Annotated in this window: 32 protein-coding genes; 23 read left to right on the top strand and 9 right to left on the bottom strand. The window is 52.7% G+C overall.

The annotated features are described in order from the left end of the window. Positions 1 to 18: 18 nt before the first annotated feature. The 9 genes from ACTHSP_RS02330 to ACTHSP_RS02290 all read right to left on the bottom strand — a co-directional run bounded on the left by ACTHSP_RS02330 (position 19) and on the right by ACTHSP_RS02290 (position 3263). Positions 19 to 570: a hypothetical protein gene (locus ACTHSP_RS02330; RefSeq protein ID WP_440345556.1), complete on the bottom strand. Its 552-nt coding sequence runs from the start codon at positions 568 to 570 to the stop codon at positions 19 to 21. After that, positions 533 to 676, bottom strand: a complete 144-nt coding sequence (locus ACTHSP_RS02325; RefSeq protein WP_188209626.1) for a hypothetical protein — start codon at positions 674 to 676, stop codon at positions 533 to 535. The genes ACTHSP_RS02330 and ACTHSP_RS02325 overlap by 38 nt, the downstream gene beginning before the upstream one ends. Before the next feature lie 39 nt (positions 677 to 715). Continuing rightward, on the bottom strand, positions 716 to 1153 hold the full coding sequence (locus ACTHSP_RS02320; protein WP_440345555.1) for an SAM-dependent methyltransferase: 438 nt from the start codon (positions 1151 to 1153) through the stop codon (positions 716 to 718). A 35-nt stretch (positions 1154 to 1188) separates the two neighbouring features. Then, complete coding sequence (locus ACTHSP_RS02315; protein ID WP_188209627.1) at positions 1189 to 1368, bottom strand: hypothetical protein; 180 nt, start codon at positions 1366 to 1368, stop codon at positions 1189 to 1191. After that, positions 1365 to 1649: a hypothetical protein gene (locus tag ACTHSP_RS02310; protein WP_440345554.1), complete on the bottom strand. Its 285-nt coding sequence runs from the start codon at positions 1647 to 1649 to the stop codon at positions 1365 to 1367. Before ACTHSP_RS02310 ends, ACTHSP_RS02315 begins: the two co-directional genes overlap by 4 nt. After that, positions 1650 to 1907: a hypothetical protein gene (locus tag ACTHSP_RS02305; protein ID WP_440345553.1), complete on the bottom strand. Its 258-nt coding sequence runs from the start codon at positions 1905 to 1907 to the stop codon at positions 1650 to 1652. It lies immediately after the preceding gene. Between the two features lies 1 nt (position 1908). Then, a complete protein-coding gene (locus ACTHSP_RS02300; RefSeq protein ID WP_440345552.1) occupies positions 1909 to 2115 on the bottom strand; it encodes a hypothetical protein in 207 nt (68 codons plus the stop codon). Then, positions 2112 to 2351 carry a helix-turn-helix transcriptional regulator gene (locus ACTHSP_RS02295; protein ID WP_440345551.1) on the bottom strand — a complete coding sequence of 80 codons (240 nt, stop codon included), beginning with the start codon at positions 2349 to 2351 and terminating at the stop codon, positions 2112 to 2114. Before ACTHSP_RS02295 ends, ACTHSP_RS02300 begins: the two co-directional genes overlap by 4 nt. Positions 2352 to 2549: 198 nt before the next feature. Beyond that, on the bottom strand, positions 2550 to 3263 hold the full coding sequence (locus tag ACTHSP_RS02290; RefSeq protein ID WP_440345550.1) for a S24 family peptidase: 714 nt from the start codon (positions 3261 to 3263) through the stop codon (positions 2550 to 2552). A 113-nt stretch (positions 3264 to 3376) separates the two neighbouring features. Between ACTHSP_RS02290 and ACTHSP_RS02285 the strand changes: the two genes are divergently transcribed. From ACTHSP_RS02285 to ACTHSP_RS02175, 23 genes are all read left to right on the top strand, one after another. Continuing rightward, on the top strand, positions 3377 to 3601 hold the full coding sequence (locus tag ACTHSP_RS02285; protein ID WP_070826981.1) for a transcriptional regulator: 225 nt from the start codon (positions 3377 to 3379) through the stop codon (positions 3599 to 3601). 196 nt (positions 3602 to 3797) lie between these two features. Next, positions 3798 to 6659: a DUF5906 domain-containing protein gene (locus ACTHSP_RS02280; protein ID WP_440345549.1), complete on the top strand. Its 2862-nt coding sequence runs from the start codon at positions 3798 to 3800 to the stop codon at positions 6657 to 6659. Positions 6660 to 7089: 430 nt separating this feature from the next. Further along, entirely contained in the window at positions 7090 to 7485 is a 396-nt protein-coding gene (locus tag ACTHSP_RS02275; protein ID WP_070826984.1) for a hypothetical protein, read from the top strand. Positions 7486 to 7501: 16 nt separating this feature from the next. Then, positions 7502 to 8281 (top strand): hypothetical protein, encoded by a 780-nt coding sequence (locus tag ACTHSP_RS02270; protein WP_371464677.1) that lies wholly within the window; start codon positions 7502 to 7504, stop codon positions 8279 to 8281. Between the two features lie 240 nt (positions 8282 to 8521). Further along, positions 8522 to 9013: a terminase small subunit gene (locus ACTHSP_RS02265; protein ID WP_049343666.1), complete on the top strand. Its 492-nt coding sequence runs from the start codon at positions 8522 to 8524 to the stop codon at positions 9011 to 9013. Next, positions 8973 to 11009: a phage terminase large subunit family protein gene (locus tag ACTHSP_RS02260; RefSeq protein ID WP_440345548.1), complete on the top strand. Its 2037-nt coding sequence runs from the start codon at positions 8973 to 8975 to the stop codon at positions 11007 to 11009. The genes ACTHSP_RS02265 and ACTHSP_RS02260 overlap by 41 nt, the downstream gene beginning before the upstream one ends. Positions 11010 to 11546: 537 nt before the next feature. Further along, entirely contained in the window at positions 11547 to 11828 is a 282-nt protein-coding gene (locus ACTHSP_RS02255) for a hypothetical protein (RefSeq protein WP_070826989.1), read from the top strand. A 9-nt stretch (positions 11829 to 11837) separates the two neighbouring features. Beyond that, positions 11838 to 13397, top strand: a complete 1560-nt coding sequence (locus ACTHSP_RS02250; RefSeq protein ID WP_440345547.1) for a phage portal protein — start codon at positions 11838 to 11840, stop codon at positions 13395 to 13397. Next, positions 13378 to 15270, top strand: a complete 1893-nt coding sequence (locus tag ACTHSP_RS02245; protein ID WP_440345546.1) for a phage major capsid protein — start codon at positions 13378 to 13380, stop codon at positions 15268 to 15270. Before ACTHSP_RS02250 ends, ACTHSP_RS02245 begins: the two co-directional genes overlap by 20 nt. A gap of 57 nt (positions 15271 to 15327) precedes the next feature. Continuing rightward, positions 15328 to 15591 (top strand): hypothetical protein, encoded by a 264-nt coding sequence (locus ACTHSP_RS02240; RefSeq protein ID WP_440345545.1) that lies wholly within the window; start codon positions 15328 to 15330, stop codon positions 15589 to 15591. A gap of 13 nt (positions 15592 to 15604) precedes the next feature. Then, on the top strand, positions 15605 to 15889 hold the full coding sequence (locus ACTHSP_RS02235) for a head-tail joining protein (RefSeq protein ID WP_440345544.1): 285 nt from the start codon (positions 15605 to 15607) through the stop codon (positions 15887 to 15889). Between the two features lie 97 nt (positions 15890 to 15986). Then, the gene (locus ACTHSP_RS02230; protein ID WP_440345543.1) at positions 15987 to 16424 is read left to right on the top strand and encodes a hypothetical protein; all 438 of its coding nucleotides are present in this window, start codon (positions 15987 to 15989) and stop codon (positions 16422 to 16424) included. 11 nt (positions 16425 to 16435) lie between these two features. Beyond that, a complete protein-coding gene (locus ACTHSP_RS02225) occupies positions 16436 to 16609 on the top strand; it encodes a DUF2635 domain-containing protein (RefSeq protein ID WP_082887733.1) in 174 nt (57 codons plus the stop codon). Then, positions 16606 to 18072 (top strand): phage tail sheath subtilisin-like domain-containing protein, encoded by a 1467-nt coding sequence (locus ACTHSP_RS02220; RefSeq protein ID WP_440345542.1) that lies wholly within the window; start codon positions 16606 to 16608, stop codon positions 18070 to 18072. Before ACTHSP_RS02225 ends, ACTHSP_RS02220 begins: the two co-directional genes overlap by 4 nt. Before the next feature lie 53 nt (positions 18073 to 18125). Continuing rightward, positions 18126 to 18494: a phage tail tube protein gene (locus tag ACTHSP_RS02215; RefSeq protein WP_049258259.1), complete on the top strand. Its 369-nt coding sequence runs from the start codon at positions 18126 to 18128 to the stop codon at positions 18492 to 18494. A 14-nt stretch (positions 18495 to 18508) separates the two neighbouring features. After that, on the top strand, positions 18509 to 18802 hold the full coding sequence (locus ACTHSP_RS02210) for a phage tail assembly protein (protein WP_049258260.1): 294 nt from the start codon (positions 18509 to 18511) through the stop codon (positions 18800 to 18802). Between the two features lie 141 nt (positions 18803 to 18943). Beyond that, a complete protein-coding gene (locus ACTHSP_RS02205) occupies positions 18944 to 19468 on the top strand; it encodes a hypothetical protein (RefSeq protein WP_440345541.1) in 525 nt (174 codons plus the stop codon). A gap of 58 nt (positions 19469 to 19526) precedes the next feature. Next, positions 19527 to 21290, top strand: a complete 1764-nt coding sequence (locus ACTHSP_RS02200) for a tape measure protein (protein ID WP_440345540.1) — start codon at positions 19527 to 19529, stop codon at positions 21288 to 21290. A 10-nt stretch (positions 21291 to 21300) separates the two neighbouring features. Continuing rightward, positions 21301 to 22590, top strand: a complete 1290-nt coding sequence (locus ACTHSP_RS02195) for a DNA circularization protein (RefSeq protein WP_440345539.1) — start codon at positions 21301 to 21303, stop codon at positions 22588 to 22590. 10 nt (positions 22591 to 22600) lie between these two features. Next, positions 22601 to 23449, top strand: coding sequence for a phage baseplate assembly protein (locus ACTHSP_RS02190; protein WP_440345538.1), 849 nt, complete (start codon positions 22601 to 22603; stop codon positions 23447 to 23449). Next, positions 23353 to 23736 carry a phage baseplate assembly protein gene (locus ACTHSP_RS02185; protein ID WP_440345537.1) on the top strand — a complete coding sequence of 128 codons (384 nt, stop codon included), beginning with the start codon at positions 23353 to 23355 and terminating at the stop codon, positions 23734 to 23736. Before ACTHSP_RS02190 ends, ACTHSP_RS02185 begins: the two co-directional genes overlap by 97 nt. Further along, positions 23736 to 24287, top strand: a complete 552-nt coding sequence (locus tag ACTHSP_RS02180) for a phage baseplate assembly protein V (RefSeq protein ID WP_440345536.1) — start codon at positions 23736 to 23738, stop codon at positions 24285 to 24287. The genes ACTHSP_RS02185 and ACTHSP_RS02180 overlap by 1 nt, the downstream gene beginning before the upstream one ends. 5 nt (positions 24288 to 24292) lie before the next feature. Further along, the gene (locus tag ACTHSP_RS02175) at positions 24293 to 24715 is read left to right on the top strand and encodes a phage GP46 family protein (protein ID WP_371464693.1); all 423 of its coding nucleotides are present in this window, start codon (positions 24293 to 24295) and stop codon (positions 24713 to 24715) included. Positions 24716 to 24742: the final 27 nt, after the last annotated feature.

Genomic DNA, 24742 nt, shown 5'->3' with positions numbered 1-24742 from the left:
CAGACGGCCTTTGGTTTGTCAGTGGTTTGGTTTTTGTTGCTGTTTTTGATTTCTGTGGTTTATGTCGTTGGTTAGTTTGTTCAGTAGCGGCGCGGTTTGAGCGTGGGCTTGGATTAAGTGGCCGTAGTCGGCCAGGCTTAATATTTCGTTTGCTTGTTCGACGGCGGATTCGAGTATTTTGATTTCGTCGCCGGTGGCTACGAAGCGGCCAATGTTGTTTTTTCGGAGTTGTTGGGCTTCGAGTGTGTCGCTGACGTGGTTTACAAAATAATCGCGGGCGATGCTTAGTTTAATGCGGGCGATTTCTTGTACGGTGTCATCGGCTTGGATTTTGGTACTTTGTAGGATGAGGACTAATTCAACCATGAGGTAATTGGTACAGCAGGCAGCCCATAAGTCGGTCTCGTTGGCTGTTCCTGTTTTCAGGTGGTCGATGTACTTCAGCAGTGGGGCAATGGCTTTGTCGATTTCGTTGACGGTCAGGCTGCGACGGCTGGTTTTCATGATGGCTATCATGTGTGGGGGTATGCCGTCAAAGGTTTTGGGTTGGTACCGTTTTCTCTTTTTCATGCTGCTTCCTTGGTGTGCCATCGGCCCAGTAGCTGAACCGATGGCGGATAATGCGTTCGATGATGATTTGGATGATGATCAGGGCTAATTTAATGATGGTGGGCATAATCGATCGTTTCCTGTACCCAATCTTCTTTTTGCATTGCTAGTCTTTCATAAAAGTAAACCAGATTGTTTGACCTTTTCTGTTTGTTGTGTGACCGAACAGTGGTTTGTATGGTGTTAATTCTAAAACCGCTTTGTTTGATATTTGGTTTTCATTCCATTTGAAGATCAGTATTCCGCCGATTTCCAATACTCTGAAGCATTCAGCAAATCCTTGTTTAAGGTCATCTTGCCAGCTTTGGGTAAGCTTGCCGTATTTAAGGGCCAGCCATGATTTTTTTCCGGCGCGGATGAGATGGGGTGGATCAAAAACTATTATCTTGAAGCTGTTGTCGGGGAATGGTAGGTCTCTGAAATCCAGTTTTATATCAGGGTGAATTTCCAGATGCCGGGAGTAGTTTCGATCTTTTAAAGTGTGTTCTTCATAGCGGAGGTCTCCAAATAGAGTACGTTGGTCGTTTTTGTCAAACCACATCATGCGACTACCGCTGCAAGGGTCTAGTATTTTATGTTTCATGGTTCGTAAACCAATCCGCCGCCGATTAATTCGGGATGAGCGTCAAAATCAATACAGCCATGATCGGGGTTGCACTCTTGGGCGGCTGTGTTTTCGTGGTGGGCAATGGCCGGGGCGCAGCCATAACCGAGTGCGGCGGCTAGGATGGCGATGATCAGTGTGTAGCGGATTTTCATTTCAGACGGCCTTTCTTAAAAATATCGGGGATTGCGTCCATTAATGATTCTGCAACCATTTCGGCGCGCTCTTGCGTTAATGCTTTAAAAATTCGGTCTTGCTTTGAGCGATTTGGAAATTTGAATTGCCATGTGGAGTTGATCGATTTAACTGTCCCACTTGCTTCGAAATGTGAATTCGGGATATTAAGCACGAATATCGATTGGTAGTTATTGCGATGCTGTGTTTGAATTTTCAGCATGAGCCGGCCATATTTTGTGCGGTAGATTTTACGTTTCATTTAATCATCCTTTCTCCATGAGCCTTTGGGCATAATTTCGGTAATATCTTCATTTGCCCATTTTTGAAATTTTTCTAATGGGACTTTGGGGTAATTTTGTCCGGGTTTGACTTCTAAGCTATCGTATTGAACAGTGATGCCGTCAAAATGAATAACTTGTCGATCGTTATAAAAATCTCCTTCAAAGGGTAAGTGGATGATTTTTGGGCGTTTGGCTGAATAGACTCGGCCTGTTTTAATCTCTAAATTATTTTGCATTTCACATGCTTCCTAAATGGATGGTTTGTACTAATTCTTTGAGTGCGGTTTTTACCGCTTGCTGTGGTTCGCGGTGTCCACCGGTTCTGACGAGTTTTTCGCCGGATTCGTTGTGGATGATGCAGCTGTAGTAGGTCAGATAGTTGGTTGTGGTGTTAGCGTTTACGTCAATCCGCAATAGGTAGGTTTCTTGGACTTGGGTAGTCATGCGACGGCTCCTTTTTGGTTGTTGGTTTTTGCGGCTTGAGCGGCCAACCATGCGTCTATGTTGGATTCAAGCCATACTGTTACGTTGCAGGCGATTTTGAAGGGTTTGGGGAAAGTGGCGTCATAGCGGGTGTTGTCGGGGTTGCATTTAGCCCAGACAAAGGGAATGCTGACCCCCAGCTTTTCGGCGACTTGTTTGGCGCGTAGGGCGCGGTCGGTATATTTTTCTGAAGTCATGGCGGTTTCCTTTGTTTCTTGCTTCGATGTGGAGATATTAGCAAATTGCTATTGTAAATAAAATAGCAAAATGTTATTTTTATTGTATTTTATTGTTTTAAAAGGTTATTTATTTTTTAGTGGAATATCAATTTGCTATCGTTAGATAAAATAAAGGCCGTCTGAATATTCAGACGGCCTTTTGCGATTATGTCCGGATTATAGATCCAAAAAGTCGAGGGGGAGGACTTTCCAGAATTTGCCATGTACGGTTAATTGGTCGTATTCGTCCGGCAATATATCAAAATTGGATTTTGAGTAGGCGGGGTTGTCGGATGTGACGTGCAATACGCCGCCTTTACCGCGTGCGAGCCTTTTGATGTAGGTATAGCCTTGGAAGGTAATCAGGTATATGCCGCTGTTGATGAATTCGGCGATGTCGGTTTTGATCAGGGTAATGGATCGGCGCGGTATGGTCGGCTCCATGCTGTCGCCGTCGGGCGGGCATAGGCTGACGTTTTTCAGATTGGCTGTGCCAAGCAGTTCTTGTAGGGCGCTATTGGGTAATTCTATCGACCGGAGGAGGTCGGGGAATTCGGGGTTAATGTGTCCGTGGCCGCAAGATGCGGCTACGTCGTATAAATTCAATGTTGTGCTGTCATTTTTTCGAGATGAGAAGCTACCTATCGTTTGACTATCTTTATCTTCAGGCTGATCAAACCAGCCAATCGGTTTGCCTGTTTTTCTTTCGATTTCCCGAGCAGTTTCAGATTTTAATGAGCGAGGTTTGCCCGTCGTACTTGGGGTGCCATTTATCCATTGGCTGATTTGTGCGGGATTTTTCTCGATTTGTCGTGCAAGTGTGGCTTGTGATCCGTATTCGGCAATCAGGATGCGTAGCTTTTCGCGATATGTCTCTTCAATGGTTTTCATGATAATTCCTTTTTTTTAAATCATAGCAAAATGCTATAAATTTAAAATACGCAAAATGCTATTGCCTAGTAATTAGCAATTTGCTAATATAGCGCCATTAGGAAAGGAATTTTATGAAGCTTAATGAATATTTCCATTCAGAAAGTATTTCTGCGGCCGCTTTTGCAAGAAAGATTAAAGCCCATGCTCCTGATGTTTTGCGTTGGGCAAATGGCCAACGAACGCCACCTGTGATTTGGTGCGTCCGTATTGAGAGCGCTACTGGTGGTGTTGTTACGCGGCGCGATTTACGCCCTGATGATTTTGCTGAAATTTGGCCTGAATTAGTTGAGGTGTGAAATGAATGGAATAGTGATCGCCGCCGTTCGTTGGATTTCAAAATTGCGCGTTGCGTTAATTCTGTCGCTTTAGCGACTGTGTCTTGAAATACCCCTGATTCCGATACGCCATGTCGGGATGTTTTTCCACCTGCCTTTTCCATTAGAGGGGGGGCAGGCTTTTTTTACGCCTAAATTTTGTATAAGGCCGTCTGAAATGAATAAATTAGACTTTAAATCTGTTGCTGATGCTGCTTTGAATGCGGTGGATAATTTGCTGGCGGAATGGTTGCCCGGCGGCAAGTATAAGGGGCATGAGTTTTTTGCGCTGAATCCGACACGCGCGGACCGTCATTTGGGTTCGTTTGCGGTGAATACGCATTCGGGTGCTTGGGCTGATTATGCGACTGATGATGCCGGCGGGGATCTGATCAGTCTTTATGCTTATTTATTTACGCACGGTAATCAGGGAGATGCGCTTCGCGCTGTGGCCGAACGGTTGAATATCGGTGGCTTTAAGCCGGTAGAGCGTATTCTTTGGGATGGTACGCCGAACTATGGTAAATCTGGTCGTGCGCGGGAAACGTGGACGCCGATTGTTCCGGTGGATGAGGCGAAATTGGGCTTTTTGCGTGGTTCGTCGTCGTTTAAATTTCGGGCTAGGGATAAGAGGGTTGATCGGCAGGCGGTTTATCGTGATGAGCAGGGCCGTCCGTTGATGGTTATTCAGCGTTTTATCGGTGCTGACGGGCATAAGGAAGACCTGCCGTTTGCATGGTGTCAGAATGGTAAGGGTGAGCAGGAATGGCGGAATCGTCGTGTGCTTGAGCCTTTGCCGTTGTATGGTTTGGACGATTTGGCACGCCGCCCGAATGCGCCTGTTTTGTTGGTCGAGGGGGAGAAATGTCGGGACGCGGCGGCAAATTGCCATGATTTGGCTGATTATGTTGCGGTGTCTTGGCACGGTGGTGCAAATGGTTGGAAAAAATCCAACTGGCAGCCACTAGCCGGCCGTAGGGTGGTGTGTTGGCCGGATTGTGATAGTCAGCGCAGAAAACGGTCAAAAAAAGATGTTGAGGAGGGTTTGAGCGAATGGGATATGCCGTATTTGGATTATTTGGAACAGCCGGGTATGGCGGCGATGTTGGGTATTGCTGCGGTATTGGTTGATTTGGGCTGTTCGGTCGAAATCGCGGATATTCCGCGTCCTGGCGTTTGGCCGAGTGGTTACGATATTGCTGATGTGTTGGTGGATACTGAGCCTCTTACCAGTGTTCGGGCGGTGATGTCCGCTTTGCGGCCGTATCCTTTTGTGGATGATTCCGCCCCGGCAATCTTCCCGCGCCCTTCTGATAATATGAGTGGGTGCGATGCACCGCACCCACAAGACCAAGGGGGCGGCGCGGGGGCGGATGTTGATCATTCGTCTGTTGGTAGCCGTGAAGGTTTGGTTATGCAGGAATTGATGGATAATTTTGCGCAGGTCGGCCTGAAGGAGCGTGTTATCTCTTTGAAAACAGGGGAAATTTTTAGTTTTCGTCAGTTGGGCAAGATTTTCGGCAAAGAGGCAGTGCTTGGTTGGTCTTATAGGGCTAAACGGCAAAAGGTTGAGGAATTTGAGGCTGAAATCATCGGTAAGCGGTTGAAGTTGGAGGCGTTGGCCAAGATTGATGATATGTTTGCGGATATGATTAACCGCTATATTTATTTGGATGGGACAACTGATGCTTTTGATATTAAATTGGATTCGGTTGTGTCATTGGCGGCGGTAAAGGCGGCGTGGCCGGAGCAGTTTGATGATTGGTCGAAATCTCCGGCGCGAATGGTATGCCCGATCTCAAATTATGTTTTTGAGCCTGATTTGCCGTGTGGAGTATCGTTTAATGATGATAATTTAGTCAATTATATCAATATGTTTCGTGGTTTGCCTGTGCCTGCGGTTTTTCCGGAGGTTGAGACGGCCAAGGATGTGTCGATTGCTGATTTGAAGGCGCGTTTCCCTGGGTGTAAGCATATCATTGGTTTGATTGAAAATTTATGTGCCGGCAATGGTAATAAGGCTGATGCATCTGTTGAGTGGGTTTTGAATTGGTTGGCTTGCCGTTTCCGCTGGCCTGAACGTAAGCCTGCAACGGCTTTGGTTTTCATCTCTGAAACTCAGGGGGTGGGTAAATCGACGTTCGGCGAGCGTGTTGTTAAGGGTTTGTTTGGTGATTATTTGCGCCAACTTGACCAAAATGCGCTGGAATCTCGCTTTAATGCGGTTTTGCTGTTTGCGTTGGTTACAATTTTTGAGGAGATTAGTCCGTCTGATGAGCGAATGAATATCATCGGGAAGCTTAAAAATATGATTACGAGTGATGTGATTATGGTGGAGCGCAAAGGGCGCGATGCTGAAAAACATTCGGATTATAATTCGTATATCATTTTTTCGAATGATGAGCGTTCGATACCGATTGAATCAAATGACCGTCGTTTTATGGTGTCGGGTTGTAGTCGGAAATTCACGGATGATATGTATGCTAATTTGGATGCAGAATTGAAAAATGGCGGTATTGAGGAATTTGCTGCGTTTTTATGTGCTTTGCCGTTGATGTACACCAATGATCAGGGGGAGCGTGTGCCGTTTAATCCGCATTCGAAGCCGTTGATGACGCCTATTAAACGCCGGATGATTAATCTGAATAAGCCGGGTTGGGAGGCGTTTTTGGATGATTGGTATAATGGTGATATTGATGTGCCTTTTATTACTTGTGCGGCAACGGATTTGTGGAAGGTTTATAAGAAATGGTGCTACGATACTAAGACTTTTAGTATGACCCAGAAGAATTTTTATTCAAATATGGCCAAGCGCTTACAAGATGTGAGAACTTGGGTTAGAATGAACGGATATGATAAGAAGCGGTTGCGTATCTTTGTGGTGCCCCATAATTGGTTGCGCCCGGAAATGCAGCAGCTCTTCCCACAGCCTAACACGGATAATACTGCCCGTGATTCGGAGGATGCTGTCAGTAAGATGGATTATTACGGCAATCAGGTGGCGGAATTTAGCCGCATTTTAGAAAAGTTGTCGTTGTAATTTTGGTTTGTCCATATTTTTGATGGTTTGTCCATATTATGGGGTCTTCTGAAAGCCTTATAAATCGTGGTTTGTCCAGTTTGTCCAGTTTGTCCATAGGTCAAAACCTTATACGCGCGTAATGATTTTTTTCATTACGCGCTTTTTTGTGTATACATGGTTTTTTATTTTTATTTTTTTACTTCCACATACGGACTTACTTAAAAAGTATGGACAAACTGGACAAACCAATAAATATAAGGCTTTTGCTATGGACAACACCCTGGACAAGTATGGACAAACCAGATAAAAATTTTGAAAAATGTGGACAATCTAATTTTTGTTGGTTGTTGTTGCTTGGTTTGATATAATTTCATTCATATAAAACAAAGCTCTGCGTTAATTGATGGGGCTACAGGGTAACTGTATGGCGAGATTGATACAGGATTGAATGACAATTAATGGACTGTTGGAATATTGGGCAGATTGGTGTTTAGGCCGGTTTGATTCTTCAGGTCGGTGTTCGAGTAAATTAAATGCGTTGATGGCTTCTGGGGTGTCGTTGCCCGGCAGTTCAAACGCTTTTTCGCAAATTCCATATGGTATTGATGGTGATGCGGTTGCGATGACTGTTGATCGGTATGTGTCTAGGTTGTCGGCAGTGCCCGCGGCGGTGGTGCGGGTTGAGTTTTTAACGGTTGGTAATCAGTTGGAAAAAGCGGCTAATGTATCGCAGCAGTGTGGGGCGGTTGTCAGTCATCAAAACTACCGTGTAACATTGCACCGGACAATCAAGAAACTTGAGGCCAATCCTGAAATTGCATTTTTATTGAGAAAATTGTCTTGACGGGTTGTAACATTTGATGTTTAATTATGACAGACTGTGGTTTACGTGCGTAACGAGACCACAGTTTTTTATTGTCATTACCCGTATAGGCCGTCTGAACCGCCATTCAGACGGCCATTTCTTTGGGGTGGATATGATAAAGATTAAAGTGGATGCCCGCGAAACTGTGCGTTGGTTTGATAATGTGCAGAAAAAACAATTGCCGTTTGCGTGTAGTCGAGCTTTAAACGCTGTGGCAAAAGACGTTAAGACCGCCGAACAAACGGAAATGAAGTCGGTTTTTGCTACTCCGAAAGCTTATACCGTGAATTCGGTTTTTGTCCGAAAGTATGCGCGTAAGGCTGATTTAACTGCTGTTGTTGATTTTAAAGACGGTGGCCGTGGGCGCAGTGCTGCGAAATATCTTGCGGCACAAATCGAAGGTGGGAGCCGTAGGCAGAAGGCGGTGGAATCATTATTGATTGGCCGTGGGTTAATGCCTGCAGGAATGAAGATTGTTCCGGCTGCGGTCAAGCTGGATCAGTACGGTAACATAACGCTTGGCACGTTTAGGCGCATGGTTGCCGGCGTAGCGGCGGGTACGCACTTTGCGCTGCATTGTCGGCATGGCAAGCTTGAGCCTGGGCTTTATCAGCGTAGTAAGCGCGGCAAGGTTAAGCCCTTGCTGATTTATGTGAGTGGTGCCAGCTATGGTAAGCGATTTAAATACTTCGAAACGGCAGAACGTACAGTTCAGTCCAAGTATCGTCAACACTTCGATAGGGAGTTGGCAAATGCTGTGGCAACAGCCCGTTAGGTACTTCCGCCGTTGTTGGACACGCGGGTGATTCGCGCCGCGTTTTTTGTGAAGCGACAGGGGACGTTAGCTTCCTTACTTGGTTTTGTTCCGATGTTTTTTTGTGTGTGATGTGAGCTTTATGGGTGGCCTTTGTCCACCCAATTTTTTTAGTGTGTTTCAGACGGCCTGTCATTTTTGGATGCGTTGATATTGGGTCTAGTGGGCAGGCCGTCTGAAGTGCATTTTTAGGACTTGGATATGCTGGTAAATAAAAGGCAGTTGTCCGAGATTTTAGGCGTGTCCGAACGGTCGTTGACGGATTGGCAGAAAGAGGGTCTACCCGTTGCCAGCTATGCCGACAATCGAGGACAGGCAAACGAATACGAAAGCAGTGAAGTTATCCGCTGGATGGTTCAGCGTGAAATTGAGCGACTGAACAAAGAGAAGCCGCGCGATAGACTGGACAGGCTTAAAGCTGATGCGATTGAGCTTGATATTAAAGAGAGAACGGGCGAACTTGCTCCGGCCGCGTTGTTTGAGCGCGCTTGGTCGGATCATATACTTGCTGCCCGTACCGAATTTTTAACGATGCCTGATATTTTGGCCACCGAATTGAGCGCAACGGCTGGCGTTGAAATCGACCCAGATGCCATTGCCGCCCATATTTACCGAGCGCTTGATAAGCTGGCGAACTACGGAGCCGATGACGATGCAGACAGCGACAGCAACGATGCAAGTGCAGATGGCTGATACCGTGTTACGCGTGTTGCGGCAGGCATGCCAGAAATGGCGTCCGCCGCGTAAGGTAAAAACGCGTGACTGGGCGAATAAGTACCGCTACTTGTCGAGTATTGAAGCAGCCCGACCCGGTAAATACGTTTTGGGCGTTACGCCATATCTTGAGTGGGAAAACAGCCCGCTTGACGCTCTTGATGATCCAAATGTACAAGTGATTTGCTGCCAAAAATCCGCGCAAGTCGCATGGACTTCCGGTGTATTGGGTAACTTCTTGGGCAAGACAATCGACACCGACCCGTGCCCAATACTGGTGCTATTCCCGAAAGAGGGTGCGGCTAAGGAGTACATGGACGAGAAGTTCACGCCGATGGTAGAGGCTACACCTGCCTTGCGTGAAAAAGTCGATACCCGTGCCCGCGTGCAAGGGCAAAGGCAGCTATTTAAGAAATTCCCTGGCGGTTTCCTTAAGCTGGTGGGTTCAAACAGCCCTGCCAGCGTGAAATCGTCGCCGGTGCCGATTGTGTGTGTGGAAGAACCGGACGACTGTAACCTAAACCTACGGGGGCAGGGCGACAGTATCAAGTTGGCAAAAGAGCGAACAAAAACCTACCGCCGTCCGAAAATTATTTTAGGAGGCACACCAACCATTGCAGGCGTATCAACCATAGCGGCTGAAATGGAGCTATCCGATAAACGCGTTGGTATGGTGCCATGCCATGAATGTGGCGAAGCGCACGCTTTGAGTTTTGACTACTTAAGCTGTGATGAAGACCCGAACGGCAACCATCCCGTTTTCGGCAAGAAATTGCCTGAAACTGCACACTACACCTGCCCGCATTGTGGTAGTGTGTGGAACGATATGCAGAAAAACCGCAACGTGAAGCGCGGCTGGTGGCAAGCTACCGCCCCATTTCATGGCACCGCTGGTTTTTATCTGAACGAGCTTTACAGTCCGTTTCCCGGCAGTGTCTTTTCCGAATTAATGAAAAAATGGCTCACCGCTCAGTATGAGATGGATAACGGCGATGTCGCTCCAATGATTGCATTTGTCAATTCATCAATCGGCATTCCGTTTGAAATGACGAACGACGGTGTTAAAGAGGATGAGCTGGCTGAGCGTGCCGAAGACTACCCGGAAAATACCGTACCACGTGGTGGCCTGTTGTTGACAATGGGTGTTGACGTACAGCACGACCGATTGGCTATTATTATTCGCGCCTGGGGGCGCGGTGAGGAAAGCTGGTTGGTTTGGTGGGGTGAGATACACGGCAATACCGTTGACCCTAAATCAGACGTTTGGCGCAAGCTGGCGGAAATGATTTTTCAGACAGTCTACCGGCATGAAAGTGGTGCCGGTATGAAGATTGCCGCGGTGTCTATTGATAGTTCAGACGGCAATACGTCTGATGCGGTTTATGGTTTCGTACGCGCCTGCCGCGGTTATAAGAATATCAATGTAATGGCTGTGAAGGGTAGTTCGAACCCGGATAAAGAGATTTTCAGCCGCGCCCGTGCGATTGATCTGAAACACAAAAACACCAAGGCCGACAAATTCGGCGTACAGGTGTATAGCGTTGGGGTGAGCCGTGCGAAAGACCTGCTTATTGATGAGCACGCCCGAATTAATTTAGAAGGTAGCGGCGCCGGCCGTATGCACTTTTATTCAGGCGTACGCGCCGATTACTGCGGTCAGTTGTTGTCTGAAATCAAAGTGCCGAGCCGGATGAATAAGCACAAAAAAGTGTGGCAGAAAAAAGTAGGAGTGCGAAACGAAGCGTTGGACTGTGAAGTGTACGCACTTCATGCCGCCCGTTCGCTGGGTACGCATACCATGTCTGCCACGCGGTGGGCACTTTATGAATCGGCCTTGTTGCAATCGGAACTGTTTTCAGAACCGAAAGCTGAAGCTGATCAGGTTGTTGGATCTGAAACCGGCCACAAAAACAGCAGCGGTTATTCGGCCGTGAACCGTCGCAAGCGTGGCAGCAATTTTGCAACTAATTTTTAAAATCGTATCCTGATTGCGTAGAATGTCAGGCAACTTCACAGGGATAAGCAGCCTATGTTTCTGTGTCGGAATATTGCTGCCGGGGATTTATTCGCCTCGTTAGACAGTTAGGATATGACAGCCGGAAAGACGGCTTTTAAATCATTGACACGTCGGCGGTGGCACTGCACGACGGTGAAGGACCGAGGCCGGAGAGATGTAGCCGGTACAGTCTGTAAACAGCCCGGCGGTGGCGCGTCGTTAGCAAAGGCAACTGCTACTGTTACTCTCAACCGCCGCCCGGCCTGTAAGTTATGCTTACAAGTTAGGGCGGTTTATAACCGCTTAAAACTATGAAAACCAAAATTTTAGACTACATCCGCGCCAATCCCGGCTGCACAACTACCAGTATTAATAAAGCAGTGCGAGAAGATTGAAGCTGGGCAGATTGGATTAATACGCGCAACGATATAGACAACCTGATTAAAGAAGGGTTGGTCAAATCGAGTGAAGGAAACTGTATCACTTTATTTTATTTAATGGATAAGGCCGTCTGAAATGACTATCCAGCAAATCACCGCCGATCAGCGTGAACAGCAGTTCATAGCCGAATTGGATGATGCCCGTGAAATCTTGCAGGTGCTTAAAACCGCCTATAAGGAACATGCTACCGGCCGTGGCTTGACCAAGCGCTACAAAATTAAAGACCGTGAAATGGAGTTTGTCGATTTGGCAGATTTGCTGAAGCAAATCCGCTATTGGGAAAACGAAATCCGGAAATTTGAAGCTGCTTTAGGTTTTTCAGCCCGGCGTAGCGGACGTATTATTTGCCGATTCTAGGATTACACCATGCCAACAAATAACCCAACCGTGCAAAAGCGCGGTTTTTTTGCGCGGTTGTTCGGCAGGCGGGAAGCCGTCCCGAAAACAGCCCGCCGCAGCTTTGCCGGAGCACGTCCGGTCGGATCGCTGGCTTCATGGCAGCCGCAAAACTGGTCGGCGGATGCCTTGGCGCGGTCAGACCTTGACCGCCTGCGCGCCCGCGCTCGCAGCCTTGCGCGCGACAACGACTACATGCGCAAGTTTTTGAACATGGTCGAAAGCAACGTTATCGGGCGCGATGGTTTCGCCCTGCAAATGCGTGTTTTGCTGGATAACGCCGACAAGCCCGATAACTTGGCGAATAAGGCCATCGAAGCAGCGTTTTCGCGCTGGGCAAGGCGCGGCGTGTGCGACGTTACCGGCCAGATGTCTTTTACCGACCTGCAACGGCTGCTGATTCGCAGCGTGGCGCGGGACGGCGAAGTGCTGATTCGTCATATTTCAGGGTTTGACAATGATTACGGCTATGCGTTGCAGGTGCTGGATATTGACCGTTTGGATACGGGATACAACGTTCCGCAGCAAAACGGGCACAACGCCGTGCGCATGGGTGTTGAGTTAAACAGCTATTCCCGTCCTGTGGCGTACTGGTTGCGGACGGCACATCCGGGCGAATCATACGGACAGACGAATACGGGCAATTTACGCGAACGGGTGCCGGCAGAGCAAATCAGCCATATTTTCCTGCACGACCGCCCGGAGCAGCGGCGCGGCTTTCCGTGGGTGGCTTCGGCCATCATCGGCCTGCAAAACCTGTCGGGCTATCAGGAAGCGGCCATTATCGCCGCCCGTGTCGGTGCATCGAAAATGGGCTTTTTCAAACAGACGGAAGACGCCGACAACTTCATGCCGCCGATTGACGGGCAAGAGGTCGATAACGGGCGCGGCAGCATCGATTTAATCGATTCGGTCGAGCCGGGCACGTTTCACGAACTGCCGCAGGGTTACGACTTTACGCCGTTCGACCCGGATTACCCGCACGCCAATTACGACGCATTCGTCAAAGCCAGCCTGCGCGGTATCGCCAGCGGTTTGAACGTGGCTTATCACAGTTTGGCGAACGACCTTGAGGGCGTGAACTTTTCCAGTATCCGCAGCGGGACGCTGGAGGAACGCGACACATGGATGACGTTGCAAAACTGGTTTGCCGAAGCGGTCTTGTATGACGTATTCGATCGCTGGATTGAGGCGGCGTTGCTAATGGGCGCAATCAAGATGCCGTCCGGCAAATCGCTGCCTGCCGGCAAACTGGACAAGTTCAAGGCCTACAACTGGCAGGGGCGCCGCTGGTCGTGGGTTGACCCGCTGAAAGATATTAATGCGCATAAAGAGGCGGTGGCGCTGACGGTCAAATCCCGCCGCGATATTTGCGCGGAAATGGGTTTGGATTTTGAAGATGTTATTACCCAAATCGAACAGGAAAACCAGATGTTGGCAGGAAAAGGAATCATTGCCGACGTAAAACCGGCCGCATCGGCGGCAGAACCGGAATCGGAGGATAACCCGAATGAAGAAAATGAAGCCTGATAAGGCGCAAATGCAGCAAATGAGCCGCTTTGCCGTATTTCAGCGCGAAAGTGTTGATGTTGAAAAACGGACGGTCGAAGTGGCGTTTTCCAGCGAAGAACCGGTACGCCGCTGGTTCGGCGATGAAGTATTAAGTCATGCGGCGGGCGCCGTTGACTTGAGCCGCCTGAATGACGGCGGCGCGGTGCTGTTCAATCACGCCTGGGGTGACCAAATCGGCGTCATCGAACGGGCTTGGATTGATGCCGACAAGCGCGGCCGTGCTTTGGTACGTTTTGGCAACGGTGCGAAAGCGGCGGAAAAATTCCAAGACGTGCAAGACGGCATCCTACGCCATATCAGCGTCGGCTACCGCGTGGAAGACATGGTATTGGACAATCCCGATGCAGACGATGAGGACTACCGTTACATCGTTACCCGCTGGATGCCGTATGAAATCAGCTTTGTAACCGTTCCGGCAGACCCGACAGTAGGCGTCGGCAGGTCGGTGGAACCATTTATTGAAAACCCTGTAAACCCAACCCCTGAAAAAGGAAATCGAAACATGGATAAAAATCAGACGACCACTACGGTGGAAACTCCCGCTGCTGCAATCCCTGCCGCCACAGCAACCGATACCAACAACACCGCCGAACGCGGTATGCAGAACGAACGCGCGCGCGTTTCTGAACTGCTGGCCATTGGTCGCAGTTACGCCGCCCACGGCGGTATCGAAGCAGCCGAAAAGGTTATTAAAGAGGGCGGCAGTGAAGCCCAATTACGCGCCGCCATCATGGCAAACATGCAGACGAAGCCGACCGTTACCGCCGGTGAAATCGGCATGACTGATAAAGAACAGCGTGAATTTTCCCTTCTGCGCGCCATGTCTGCCGCCGCAACCGGCAAATGGGACAAAGCGGGCTTGGAACGCGAAGTGTCGGAAGAGTTGGAAAAACGACATGGTCGCGCAGCGGCAGGCTTCTTTGTGCCGACTGATTTGATTGCCCGCGCTTACAGCAAAGGCAATGCGGCAAACGGCGGCAACGTCATCGAAAACGACTTCCGCGAAGACTTGTTCATCGAACTGCTGCGCAACCGACTTGCCGTTGCCCAGTTGGGCGCCACCGTACTGGACGGCTTGGTCGGCGACATCACCATTCCGAAACACCTGACCGGAAACACCGTCCAATGGGTGGATGAAAACGGCAGCGCGTCCGAATCGAACGCCACTTTCGGACAAATGAGCCTGAAACCGAAAACCGTTACCGCCAATACCGAATTGAGCCGCAAATTCATTTTGCAGTCTTCTCTGTCTGCCGAACAGTTCGCCCGCAGCGAATTGTTGAAAGCGATGATGCTGGGTATCGATTTGGCGGCCATCAATGGCAAAGGTACCGGCAACGAACCGACCGGCATCCTGAATACTGCCGGCATCGGCGCGGTGGAAATCGGTGCGAACGGCGGTGCGCCCGAATGGAAGCATATCGTCGCTTTGGAAAGTGCCATTGCCGCCGCCAATGCCGACATCGGCGATTTGGCCTACATCACCAATGCCCGCGTCCGCGGTCTGCTGAAAACCAAGCTGAAGGCCGACGGCGTGTCCGGCTACATCTGGCAGGACGGCGCAACGCCGTTAAACGGCTACCGTTGCGCGGTATCAAACCAAATTCCGTCCAACCTGACCAAAGGCACGGCGGCCAACAAATGCAGCCCGCTGATTTTTGGTAACTGGTCTGATCTGATGATTGCGCACTGGGGCGTTTTGGATGTGATTGTTGATCCGTACACCAAGTCTACTGCGGGCGCGGTACGCATCACCACGTTGCAAGATGTGGATATTGCCGTCCGTCATGTCGAATCCTTTGCCGCCATTAAAGACATCGTGGCAGCATAACCGTTTAACCAAAGGCCGTCTGAGCAACAGACGGCCTGACTATATGGAGTATTAAAAATGGCAAAAATCAAAATTACACCGTTGCGTAGTTTTTTTGACGATGGCAAAGGTTTCTTCGTCGGTAAGAAGTATTCGGTGGACGAAGAACAGGCGGCGGCCTATATCCGTGAAGGCTGGGCGGCTGAATGGTCGGCAGAATCCGACGGCACGGCGCAAACTAACGGCGGCGATGGCGACGATGGCGACATTACCGATGATTTGACCGACGGTCAGGGCGGCGGCGAAGAAGGTTCAGGTGAAACAGGTGCCAACGGTGTTTAAGGAGCCGTTGGGGGTGTTTACCAATCCCGCCGATTTTGGCGAAACCGCGCTGCTCGACGGGCAGCCGGTGCGCTGCATTTTCGACCGCGAATACGCCGCAGATAACGGCTACGGCATCTCTGCTGGCAATGCCGATCCGTATTTAATCTGCCTTTCCGCCGAGCTGCCGGACACGGTGGCGGAAGCGGAAATACAGGTGCGGGGCGTTGCCTACCGGGTAGCCGAAGTGCAGGCCGACGGCACCGGCATCACCGTTTTACAGTTGAGGGCGAAAAATGAGCCGGCACCAACTTACTGACATCCGCGCCGCCGCCGTGGCGCTGCTGCGTACCAAGTTTAGACGGGTGTATCCCTATCGTTGGGTGGCGCCAGCGCAAAACAAACTGCCGTGCGTGGTGGTATCGGTGGCATCCCGCAGCAGCAGCGTATTTAACGCCGCGCCGCTGGAATTGCGGCACGAAGCACAGCTGGCCGTTACCTGTATTGTGCAGGGCAACGAAAAAACCGAAGACGTGGCGGAGGAAATGACCGCGCTGGCGGAAAAACTGTTTTATGCCAACCCCACGCTCGGCGGCGAGCTGGGCGAAGATTTGCTGCCGCTGTCGCTCACTATCGAAGCCGAAGACCAAGGCGAATACGTGAGCGTGTTTTACACCCAGCTGTGGCAGGCGGTGTGGTATGAGCAGGCCGGCGATTATGTGGGCGATGAAAACCACCACCCGCAGGCGCATATCGGCCCGCAGCTGATCACCGAGGCACAGATGGCCACGCACTGGCAACTGTATGGTAGCAATTCCGAGATTGATGCCGAAGACAACATCCCGAAAAGCTGAAAGGGGCTTTTATGACTACGTTTTATGTGCGACCGGTTGGCGATTATCTAATCACCGACCCAGCCACCGGCGAGCCGCTGCCGAAAGACGGCGCGCAGGTGGAGAAAAACAACTACTGGCTGCGCCGCCTGAATGCGGGCGAAGTAGAGGCGGTGGCCGGCAAAGACAAAGAGGCTAACAAATGACGATTGCATTTAATGAGATTCCCGGCACCCTGCGCGCGCCGGGCAGCCGCACCGAATTTAACAACGAGCTGGCCAAAAAAGGCGCAAATATCAAGCCTTATCGCGCCTTGCTGATTGCACCGACCAACGGCGGCAGCGCGGAAGCAGGCAAGGCCGTGCCGATTACCCGCCTGGAGCAGGCTGCTGGGATGTTTGGCGCGGGCAGCCTGATGTATTGGGCGGCCAAAGGTTGGTTTGACAACAAAGGCGGCGACATCGAAACCTTCGCCCTGCCTTTGTCCAACACCTCCGGCTCGGCCGCCAGCGGCAAAATCCAAATTGCCGGCACGGTGCAGGATGGCGGCGTGGTGTATCTCTACATCGGCGGCCAGGCAGTCAAGCTGGCGGTCAAAGCCAACGATGGCGCGGCTGCCGTGGCTACCGCGCTGGCTGCCGCCGTGAATGCCGCCGCCGATTTGCCGGTGAGTGCGCAGGCAGATGCAGGTGCAGTAACGCTGACGGCCAAAAATAAGGGCTTGCCCGGCAACGAGATTGACCTGCGGCTCAATTATTATCCGCGCGACGAGCAAACGCCAACCGGCCTCACTATTTCCATCACCGCAATGGCCGGCGGCGCGGGTACACCGGATTTGTCCGCCGCCTTGGCCGGGCTGGGCGATAAACAGTTCGACGTAATGGTGATGCCGTTTACCGATGCCGCCAGCCTGAAGGCGGTGGAGGATGAATTGGCTTCCCGTTGGGGACCGATGCGCGCCATCGGTGGTTTGGTGTTTGTCGCCAAGGCCGACAACTACGCCGGGCTCACCACGCTGGGCAACGGGCGAAATAGTCCGTTTTCGGTGATCGGCGGTTTGCCCGGCGTGCCTAATTTGCCGGTGCAGCTGGCTGCAGCGACTGCCGCACAGGCCGCGTTTGCCGCACAAAACGACCCGGCACGCCCGTTCCAAACTTTGGAACTCAAAGGCATCCTGCCGCCCGCCGACAGCGCCCAGCTTACCCTGCAGGAGCGCAACCTGCTGCTGTATAACGGCATCTCCACCTACCGCACCAACGCAGGCGGCGCGGTGATGATCGATATGCTGATCAGCACCTACAAAACCGGCAAACTGGGGCAGGCCGATGAGAGCTACCTGCTGATTAACACGGTGTGGACCTTGAGCTATCTGCGCTACGACTGGGACACCTATATCCAGCAAAAATACCCACGGCACAAGCTGGCGGACGACGGCAACAAATTCCCGTCCGGCCAGCCGATTATGACCCCATCCGGCATGAAGGCCGAAATGGTGGCGCGCGCGCAGATTTGGCAGGCGCTGGGTTTGGTGGAAAACATCGACCAGTTCACCGCCGACAGCTACGCCGAACGCAACATTGGCAACCCGACCCGCCTCGACACGTTCATGGTGCCGGACTTGGTTAATCCGTGGATTATTACCGGCAACGTGATTGCGTTTATCGTTTAACCCCTAACGCCCCGCAGGCTACCTGAAAGCCTGCGGGGTTTGGAGCAAATATCATGGCAAAATCAAACCGCCGTGCTGGCGTGATTTTTTTTAAAGTCAACGGCAACCAGTTGGATGCCAAAGGCAACTTTACCTACAACTTGGGCAAAGGCAAGCGTGAGGCGATTATCGGCGCGGACGGCGTGCACGGTTACAAAGAGACCCCGCAAACGCCGTTTATCGAGGGCGAAATCACCGACCGCCCGGATTTGAAGCTGGCCGATTTAACCAGCATCGACAATGCCACCGTTACCCTGCAGTTAGCCAGCGGCAAAACCGTGGTGCTTTCCGATGCCTGGTATGCCGGCGAGGGCACGGGCAACACCGAAGAGGCTAATATCGGCGTGCGCTTCGAGAGCAAATACGAAGCGCAGGAAATTTAAAGGAAAACAAGCAAATGGATAAACTTATTATTCAATTGAGCAGCCCGATCCAGTTCGGGCGCGAAGAAATCAGCGAACTGGACATCCGCCGCCCGACCGGCCGGGATTTGATGGGCTTGGAGATTAAATTCAGCCCGGACAGCCTGATTTTGGATGCCAAAACCCTGTTTGCGCTGGTGGGCAAACTGACCAACATCCCGCCTAACGTGCTGGCGCAGATGGACAGCGCCGATGCCTTTGTGTTGAGCGCGGAGATGCAGGGTTTTTTGCTGTCTGGCCGCCAGACTGGGCAGACTACGCCGCAGTAGTGGCCTATACCTTCAAGGGCAGCGCCGGCGATGTGCTGGATTTGGACATCGAGGAGCTGCAATGGTGGTATGAACGGGCGGGCTGGATTAGGGAACAGCTGGAAGAGTAAAATAACGGGACTTATCAACTGGAGAAACGCCATGAAATATTTACCCGTTTTGCTGGTCGGTTTGCTGGCAGCCTGCGGCGGCTCGGAGAAGCCTGCCGAGCCTACCGCCGCCTCGGCAGCGGAAGTTCCCGCTCCGGCGGCTGCCAGCATGGCCGCCAGCACCCCATCGTTTACGCCTGTGCCGGATATTAAACCGGTGTGGCAGATAATGGATATTGCCGGACAGCCACAGGCGGAGGTGGAAAAAATACTGGGGCAGCCGCAGGGTGATTGCGAAAACAACAAATACGGCAAAAGCTGCCGCTACTCCGTCGCATCGGCAGAGTGGGAAATTGTCTATATTAAGGGTAAGGCTGACTGGCTCACGCTAACTGATAAGCGTATCGATAATGCCTATACTGCGCCGGTGTGGCTTGGGTTGCCAAGTAATCCGCCATCTGTGGCTGCGCCCGCGCGGCTGACTTGGGATAACTACCCGGGTTTGCTTGAGGTGTCCGCGCACATGAATGCCGATAAATCACTGCAATATCTCTACATCAAGACTGTTACCCCGTAACTGACAAATCAACCGAACGCAGAGCCTGCCGCTCTGCGTTTTTTTATGCCTGGAGTAAATGATGGCAAGGCCAAAAACCGAGATAGAAGTAACCGTACAAGACCGGGCCAGCCGCGCATTACGTACCATCCGCGAACGCTTGGGCACGTTAAACAACGGGCGCGTGGGGCGGGCGATGGCGCAGGTAGCGCGGGCAACTGATCAGGCCACTGCTACCCTGAAACATTATGCAGCGGCGGGGGCGGTGCTGGCGGCGGGTAGTGCGTTTATGGTTAAAGGGGTGGTGGATACTGCTGCCGAATTTGAGCGCTACCGCACAGTGTTGGAAACCATCGAAGGCAGCAGCGAAAAAGCCAGGCAGTCAATGACATGGGTAAGCGAGTTTGCGGCAAAAACACCCTACGAACTCAATGAGGTAAATGAAGCCTTTGTGAAACTGAAATCCTACGGCCTCGACCCGATTAAAGACGGGCTGCTGACTACGCTGGGCGACACCTCCGCCGGTATGGGCAAGCCGCTGATGCAGACGGTGGAGGCGATTGCCGACGCCATGACCGGGCAAAACGAACGCCTGAAAGAGTTTGGGATTAAAGCGGAAGCCATTAAAGGTACTAACCGCATCATCTACGAATACACCGATAAACACGGGCGCCAGATGAGGGCAATGGCAGACAAGAACAACCGCGAACAAATCCGCGCCACCCTGCAGACCATCTGGAACGAAAAATACGGCGGGGCGATGGATAAGCTGTCCAATACTTGGGGCGGCATGATGTCTAACCTATCGGACAACTGGGAGCGCTTTAAGCTGATGATCGCCGATTCGGGCGTGTTTAGCTATTTGCAGGATAAGTTGCGCGGGCTGCTGGAAAAAATCGATGCGATGGCGCAAGACGGCAGCCTGCAGAAACTGGCCGAAACCATCGGCAAAAACTTGGTAACCGCCTTTGAAAAAGCCTGGGAATTTGGTACCAAGTTATACGAGAAATTCAACGAAATCAACAATTATCTCGGCGGCTTTGGTAACACAATGCTGGTGGTGGCGGCGATTCTATCCCTGCCGCTGGTAGTGGCGTTTGTGAATGTGGCGTGGGCGGTAGGCTCGCTGGCGGTGGCTTTAATCGGCGCGCTGCCGGCGATTTGGGGCTTTACCGCCGCGCTGCTGGCCAATCCGATCACGTGGATTATCGGGCTGGTGGCGGCGTTTGCCGGTTTGGTGTATGTGATATGGCGCAACTGGGACGGCATCGGCGCCTATTTCAGCCGATTGTGGGATGAGGTGTCGGGCGCGTTTGCCGAGGCGTGGGAACTGATTAAGGAGCTGTGCGCTTCGGCGTTTGAGGCGCTTGGCTACTTATTTCTCAATTTTACGCCTGTAGGTTGGATGATCCAGTCGATGACAGCGGTGTGGGGCTACCTGAAAGGGGTGTGGCCGCAAATCCGGCAAACCTTTGTTGCCGCACTCTCCGCCATCGGCGGGGTGTTGTCCGGCTTCTCGCCGCTCAACCTGATGCGCGGCGGCTTTGAGGCGCTGAAAGGCTATATTGCCGGGGTGTGGGACTGGATACGCGGAAAGCTGCAGTGGGCATTGGATAAACTGGAATCACTGGGCAACACCGTGCGTTCGGTGTTCGGTGGCGGCGATGGCGCGGCGGCTCCGGGTACGGGCCCTGCAGGTGCGCTGGTGGGTAAAACGCAAAACCTGAATAAGGTGGCGGTACATATTGACCACAGCAATGTGCCTCGCGGCACGCGGATGCAGGCTCGGGCCAGCAACGGCGTGCAGTTGAGCACTAAGCAAGGTTACAGCCTGGCAACTTAGGAGCAAAAAAATGGCGTGGAAAGACAGGCTGCGGCCGGCCTCTTTTAAACAGGCGGCATTCGGCGTGGAAGCGCACAGCAGCGAGCAGGGTCGGCGGGTGGTGGTACACGAATACCCCGGCCGCGACAAGCCCTACGTGGAAGACCTCGGCGCAAAGGCGCGAGGCTTTACACTGCGCGGCTTTGTGGTGGGCAAGGACTACCAGCAAGCCCGTGATGCGCTGCTGGATGCGGCCAACGCGCCCGGGCCCGGCCAGTTGGTGCACCCGTATTTCGGCGCGCTGCGCGTGGTATGCACAGCGGTAAGCGTGAGCGAGCGCGGCGAAGCCGGCGGCATGGCGGTGTTTGATTTAACCTTTGTGGAGGCGGGCGAGAGCCGCTATCCGGCGGCGGAATCCGACCCGGCAGGCAACCTGTTGGATGCGGCGGATACGCTGGACGGGCAGCTGGCCGAAGCCTTCGGCAAGTGGTTTGATTTGGACGGCTTGCCGGATTTTTTAAGCCGCGACAATCTGCAGGCGCTCACCGAGCGCATCCAGCGACTGACTACGGTGGGCGGTCTGCTGGATTTGTCCAAACAATCGCCGTTTTTGCGGCAGGTGCGGCAGTTGTTGGATGCGGTGGGCGAGCTATCGGCAACACCGGCGGTGTTGGGTAGTCGCATCATCGGTCTGTTTACCGATTTAACCGGCAGCTTCAGCCAGCCTTTGGGCGGCATCATGGGGCTGACATGGGCATTTCGCGGCGGGAAGCGAGAAGTATCGCGCGGGCTGCCAGCCAACCCTACGCCGTATCAGCGTGCCGAATCCAACCGGCAGGCGGTGCAGGTGTTGTTTGAGGCTGCGGCTTTAAATGCGGCTGCGGCCACGGCGGTTGTGCGGCCGGATGATGTGCATATCGAGCTGCCGCAGCCGGGTGGCAATTTCGGTGGCGGCAGCAACCAACCATCCAGCCGCATTGCGCCGAAGGCGGCAGCCGCCCCGCTGTTTGAATCGCTGGATGAGGCGGTGGCGCTGCGCCGCCTGTTATTGGCGTGGTTAGACGAGCTCGCGCCGCAGCTGCCGGATTCGGCATTTTCGGCGGCGCAGGATTTGCGCGCCGCTATCGTGCAGGCTTTGCCGGACACGGAAAACGAACTGCCGCGCCTAGTGGATTACACCCCGCAGCGCCCGCTGCCGGTGGTGGTATTGGCTTATCGCTTGCACGGCGATGCGCGGCGCAGCAGCGAAATTTTGCGGCATAACCCGGTCGCGCATCCGGGCTTTATGCCGGTGCGCCCGCTGCGGGTGTTGTCGGATTAAGGAGCAGTAAATGGCTATCGAGCTATTGGTAAACGGCGTTTTGTACGGCGGTTGGACGAGCGTATCCATCAGCCGTAGCATCGGCACTGCCGCTGGTGCATTTAACATCGAGTGCACCGAAAACGTGGGCGGCGAGGCAATACATTGGCCGATCCGCCCGAACGACGAATGCGAAGTGCGGGTGGCCGGGCAGGTGGTGATTAAGGGCTATATCGACAAAACCACGCTCGATGTATCGGACAGCAGCCACAGCATTGCCGTGGCCGGACGGGATAAAACCGGCGATTTGGTGGATTGCGCCGCCGCCGTGAAGCAATGGCGTAATGTGTCGATTTTGGACTTGGCTAAAGAGCTGTGTGCACCGTTTGGTATCGAGGTGGTGTTGGAGACCGAGCCGGGCAAGCCGCTGGCGGTGTTTAAAACCGAGCCGGGCGAAACGGTATTTAAAGCCTTGGAACGGGCGGCGAAAATCGCCGGTATTTTGCTGGTACAGGCACGGGGCGCATTGGTTTTGACCCATGCCGGGGCACAACAGGCGGCTACGCCGCTGGTTTTAGGCGGCAACATCAAATCCGGCACGGCCGATTACGATTATTCGGAGCGGTTTTCAGAATACACCATCACCGGCCAGCGGGCGGGCAAAGACAACGACCACGGCAAGGCGGCGGCTCATGTGCGCTCGGCAGTTAAGGATGAGGCCATCAAGCGCCACCGGCCGTTTGCCAAATCCGCCGACGGGCAGGCTACGCCCGAGATGGCACGGTGGCGGGCTGGACGCAGCACAATGGCCAGCTGTGGGACATCAACCAGCGGGCACAAGTGGAAGCGGCTACGCTGGCAGTACAGGGCGAATTGCTGATTTCGGCGGTCGAGTACGGCTACGATGATTCGGGCGAGATAACCAAAATCGAGCTAATCCGCCCGGAAGCGCTGCTGCCATCGCCCGAAGCAGCGGAAAAAGCCAACCGCAACACCGCCGCCAAACCCGCACGCGGTAAAGGCCACAGTGGCGGTAAAGGCCGCAGTGGCGGCAAACGCGGGCGGCAGGGTAAGGGGCAAAACGCGGTATCCGGAGATGTGCTGGTGATCAAACCCGATGCGCAAGGCAATTACAAACCCGGAAACTTTGAAAGAGGAAAATCATAATGCAGGCGCTGAAAAACATGATCGGCCGCGCGATATTAAATTTAATTAACGATGCCGCCGCCACGCAAACCGTTACCCTGGAGGCGCAGGCGGGCGATGTGCATGACGAGGTGGAGCTGTTCCAGCCATTCGGTTTTTCGGCACATCCGCCGGTGGGCAGCGAGGCGGTGGTGGTATTTGTGGCGGGAAACCACGACCACCCGATTGCCTTGTGCGCCGAGCACAAGGGCACGCGCCGCAACAATCTGGCCGAGGGTGAGGCGGCGGTTTACAACCTATGGGGGCATCACATCACGCTGTACAAAGACAAATGCGTGATAGAGACCCCTGTGTTTGAGGTTAATGCCAAAACATCAGCCACCATCAAAGCGCCGAAAATTACGCTGGACGGCGAAGTAAACGGCACCAAATCGGCGGTGTTTGCCAAAGACGTGAAAGACCAAGGCGGCAAATTTAGCATGGGCTGGATGCGTGCGCTGTTTAACCGCCACACCCACCACGAAAACGACGGCGGCGGCAATACCGACCAGCCGAACGAACAAATGGAGTAAGCACTATGCTGGGACTGATGCCTCAAGCAGACGGCGGCTGCCGCCTGTTGTTTGCCGGGGTGGATTGGCTTAAATCGGCAGTATGGATGAGCTTGGGCACCGACCGGCGCGCCGAAAACGACGATGTACTGCCCGGCGGAGACGGCGACAAGCGCGGCTGGTGGGGCGATAGCTTCCGCCCGCGCCGTATCGGCTCGCGGCTGTGGCTGCTGGAACGGCAGAAAATTACTGCCGACACCTTGCTGCGGGCGGAGGAATATGCCGCCGAGGCGCTCGCCTGGCTCACAGAAAAAAAAATCGCAGCAGCAGTGCGGGTGCGGGCGGAGCGGCACACGCTCACTTGCGCGATGTTGTATATCGAAATCGAAAAAGACGGCGGAGAAATCCGCCGTTTTGATTATTTGTGGAGCGTAAATCATGGCGTTTGAACGACCAAGCCTACCGGAATTGTGCCG

It is taken from the genome of Neisseria sp. P0001.S005 (genome assembly GCF_051963715.1).
This window is presented reverse-complemented; position numbering and strand designations above follow the sequence as displayed.

Excerpts from the sequence above, each read along its gene's own strand:
- ACTHSP_RS02330 (WP_440345556.1), bottom strand. The coding sequence starts at position 570 with ATGAAAAAGAGAAAACGGTACCAACCCAAAACCTTTGACGGCATACCC.
- ACTHSP_RS02325 (WP_188209626.1), bottom strand. The coding sequence starts at position 676 with ATGCCCACCATCATTAAATTAGCCCTGATCATCATCCAAATCATCATC.
- ACTHSP_RS02320 (WP_440345555.1), bottom strand. The coding sequence starts at position 1,153 with ATGATGTGGTTTGACAAAAACGACCAACGTACTCTATTTGGAGACCTC.
- ACTHSP_RS02315 (WP_188209627.1), bottom strand. The coding sequence starts at position 1,368 with ATGAAAATCCGCTACACACTGATCATCGCCATCCTAGCCGCCGCACTC.
- ACTHSP_RS02310 (WP_440345554.1), bottom strand. The coding sequence starts at position 1,649 with ATGAAACGTAAAATCTACCGCACAAAATATGGCCGGCTCATGCTGAAA.
- ACTHSP_RS02305 (WP_440345553.1), bottom strand. The coding sequence starts at position 1,907 with ATGCAAAATAATTTAGAGATTAAAACAGGCCGAGTCTATTCAGCCAAA.
- ACTHSP_RS02300 (WP_440345552.1), bottom strand. The coding sequence starts at position 2,115 with ATGACTACCCAAGTCCAAGAAACCTACCTATTGCGGATTGACGTAAAC.
- ACTHSP_RS02295 (WP_440345551.1), bottom strand. The coding sequence starts at position 2,351 with ATGACTTCAGAAAAATATACCGACCGCGCCCTACGCGCCAAACAAGTC.
- ACTHSP_RS02290 (WP_440345550.1), bottom strand. The coding sequence starts at position 3,263 with ATGAAAACCATTGAAGAGACATATCGCGAAAAGCTACGCATCCTGATT.
- ACTHSP_RS02285 (WP_070826981.1), top strand. The coding sequence starts at position 3,377 with ATGAAGCTTAATGAATATTTCCATTCAGAAAGTATTTCTGCGGCCGCT.
- ACTHSP_RS02280 (WP_440345549.1), top strand. The coding sequence starts at position 3,798 with ATGAATAAATTAGACTTTAAATCTGTTGCTGATGCTGCTTTGAATGCG.
- ACTHSP_RS02275 (WP_070826984.1), top strand. The coding sequence starts at position 7,090 with ATGACAATTAATGGACTGTTGGAATATTGGGCAGATTGGTGTTTAGGC.
- ACTHSP_RS02270 (WP_371464677.1), top strand. The coding sequence starts at position 7,502 with ATGTTTAATTATGACAGACTGTGGTTTACGTGCGTAACGAGACCACAG.
- ACTHSP_RS02265 (WP_049343666.1), top strand. The coding sequence starts at position 8,522 with ATGCTGGTAAATAAAAGGCAGTTGTCCGAGATTTTAGGCGTGTCCGAA.
- ACTHSP_RS02260 (WP_440345548.1), top strand. The coding sequence starts at position 8,973 with ATGCAGACAGCGACAGCAACGATGCAAGTGCAGATGGCTGATACCGTG.
- ACTHSP_RS02255 (WP_070826989.1), top strand. The coding sequence starts at position 11,547 with ATGACTATCCAGCAAATCACCGCCGATCAGCGTGAACAGCAGTTCATA.
- ACTHSP_RS02250 (WP_440345547.1), top strand. The coding sequence starts at position 11,838 with ATGCCAACAAATAACCCAACCGTGCAAAAGCGCGGTTTTTTTGCGCGG.
- ACTHSP_RS02245 (WP_440345546.1), top strand. The coding sequence starts at position 13,378 with ATGAAGAAAATGAAGCCTGATAAGGCGCAAATGCAGCAAATGAGCCGC.
- ACTHSP_RS02240 (WP_440345545.1), top strand. The coding sequence starts at position 15,328 with ATGGCAAAAATCAAAATTACACCGTTGCGTAGTTTTTTTGACGATGGC.
- ACTHSP_RS02225 (WP_082887733.1), top strand. The coding sequence starts at position 16,436 with ATGACTACGTTTTATGTGCGACCGGTTGGCGATTATCTAATCACCGAC.
- ACTHSP_RS02220 (WP_440345542.1), top strand. The coding sequence starts at position 16,606 with ATGACGATTGCATTTAATGAGATTCCCGGCACCCTGCGCGCGCCGGGC.
- ACTHSP_RS02215 (WP_049258259.1), top strand. The coding sequence starts at position 18,126 with ATGGCAAAATCAAACCGCCGTGCTGGCGTGATTTTTTTTAAAGTCAAC.
- ACTHSP_RS02210 (WP_049258260.1), top strand. The coding sequence starts at position 18,509 with ATGGATAAACTTATTATTCAATTGAGCAGCCCGATCCAGTTCGGGCGC.
- ACTHSP_RS02205 (WP_440345541.1), top strand. The coding sequence starts at position 18,944 with ATGAAATATTTACCCGTTTTGCTGGTCGGTTTGCTGGCAGCCTGCGGC.
- ACTHSP_RS02200 (WP_440345540.1), top strand. The coding sequence starts at position 19,527 with ATGATGGCAAGGCCAAAAACCGAGATAGAAGTAACCGTACAAGACCGG.
- ACTHSP_RS02195 (WP_440345539.1), top strand. The coding sequence starts at position 21,301 with ATGGCGTGGAAAGACAGGCTGCGGCCGGCCTCTTTTAAACAGGCGGCA.
- ACTHSP_RS02190 (WP_440345538.1), top strand. The coding sequence starts at position 22,601 with ATGGCTATCGAGCTATTGGTAAACGGCGTTTTGTACGGCGGTTGGACG.
- ACTHSP_RS02180 (WP_440345536.1), top strand. The coding sequence starts at position 23,736 with ATGCAGGCGCTGAAAAACATGATCGGCCGCGCGATATTAAATTTAATT.
- ACTHSP_RS02175 (WP_371464693.1), top strand. The coding sequence starts at position 24,293 with ATGCTGGGACTGATGCCTCAAGCAGACGGCGGCTGCCGCCTGTTGTTT.